The sequence below is a fragment of the Zooshikella ganghwensis DSM 15267 genome (genome assembly GCF_000428585.1).
GTDB lineage: Bacteria > Pseudomonadota > Gammaproteobacteria > Pseudomonadales > Zooshikellaceae > Zooshikella > Zooshikella ganghwensis.
Map to the genome: position 1 here is coordinate 1 of NZ_AUAF01000346.1, position 1,676 is coordinate 1,676.

The following is a 1,676-nucleotide window of genomic DNA, read 5'->3' on the forward strand; positions in this document are numbered from 1 at the left end:
TGGCCGAAAACCGAAAAGTTTATTTCGTCTAGGGCTTGATTACTTACACAGGGTACTAGTAGAAGGAAGTGTTAACCTGGCAGTATTTCGGCACTGCCTGAAAGTTTTGTCCTGTACATAGGCTGAATATTTAAAAAACATTGGCTATTAACCACCCAGCAGCAGGCCGGGAAAAGAAGACCAACAAGAGCGGGTCGCCAAAATCAAGATAACTCGCAGTCTATGGGATGCTGGCATACAGTGTATATAAAGTAGAGACTAAAGTTATATCTAGATACGTTAACTGCAGCGACGAAAAAGGTTTTGCATGGACGCAAATAACATCCCAACAAAAAGTGAAGGGCACTCAAAACGGGCTGTATGGAGTTGGGCTTTTTATGACTGGGCTAACTCTGGATTTGCGACTGTCGTGCTCGCTGGCTTCTTTCCGCTATTATTTCAGGATTTCTGGAGCAGTGACACTGGACCTGCAGAGTCTAACCTGCGTCTAGGCTGGGGCAACAGCATCGCCAGCGTGATCATTGCAATGAGTGCCCCCATTCTTGGCGCGGTGGCTGATCGTTCTGGTACAAAGAAACGCTTCCTTTTCGGCTCACTACTGCTTGGCGTTATTGGCACAGCTCTACTATCAGGTATTGAGGCTGGAAACTGGATGCCCGCCTTGTTTATGTTTATTTGTGCCAGTGTTGGCTTTATGGGTGCTAATGTTTTCTATGACGCATTACTCGTGTCGGTGGCACCTGCGAGCCGCTGGCACATAGTCTCTGGCCTAGGTTTTGGGCTTGGTTATTTAGGCGGTGGACTGTTATACCTAGGTTGTGTTATCGCTGCACTCGACCCAGAACTGGTCGGCTTGAAAACATCCACAGAAGCTGCAACGACAGCTTTCCTGGTGACTGCCATTTGGTGGACGGTATTCGCAATACCTTTGTTCCTGTTTGTAGATGAACCCGCTGCCAAGTATAAAAATGAAGGAAGTACCTGGACATATGGGTTCCGACAAGTAGCGCAAACAATCCAGCACATTCGCCAGCTCAAACCAGTATGGATGTTTCTATTCGCTTACTGGCTGTACATTGATGCAGTGGATACTGTGATTCGGATGGCAGTAGCCTATGGTCGCTCACTCGGATTTGAGCGCCAAGACCTCATAATAGCCTTACTCATTGTCCAGTTCGTGGGCTTTCCAGCTGCAATCGCGTTTGGGTATCTGGGTGAACGCCTTGGACCAAAGCGCGGTATCTACCTGGGCCTGTTAGTGTACATAGCTATCTGCATCTGGGGAGCATTCATTCGCCAACCGTGGGAGTTTTATGTCATAGCAGTAATGGTAGGGCTAGTACAAGGTGGAGTGCAGGCACTCAGCCGCTCGCTCTTCGCTCGCCTGATTCCAGCCAGTTCAGCAGGCGAATTCTTTGGATTCTATAACCTGCTCGGAAAGTTCGCCGCTTTAATCGGTCCACCATTGTTCGGCCTGTTTGGTACCTGGTTCGGTGATGTGCGCTACTCCATGCTCTCGTTAATTATCTTGCTTGTAGGGGGAGGACTCTTGCTTTGGAAAGTGGATGACCGAAGTTGAGCCACTTACTACCTAGTCACTAGCAAAGGATACCGTTGTTTCTCTAAAAAATGATTTTATTAATGCTTTATTTTGTGCAATCAATTCTAAATCGATA

At 47.6% G+C, this 1,676-nt stretch carries 1 protein-coding gene and 1 pseudogene; both read left to right on the forward strand.

Annotation, left to right across the window (positions count from 1 at the left end; translation table 11 throughout):
• Nucleotides 1-121, forward strand: a pseudogene (locus F607_RS36285) (IS4 family transposase); the annotation flags it as partial.
• 186 nt (nucleotides 122-307) lie between these two features.
• On the forward strand, nucleotides 308-1,579 hold the full coding sequence (locus F607_RS0126790) for an MFS transporter (RefSeq protein WP_051311882.1): 1,272 nt from the start codon (nucleotides 308-310) through the stop codon (nucleotides 1,577-1,579).
• The last annotated feature ends 97 nt before the right edge of the window (nucleotides 1,580-1,676 follow it).

Bases quoted from the DNA above. Each gene is read 5' to 3' on its own strand.
- F607_RS0126790 (WP_051311882.1), top strand. From the start codon at position 308: ATGGACGCAAATAACATCCCAACAAAAAGTGAAGGGCACTCAAAACGG.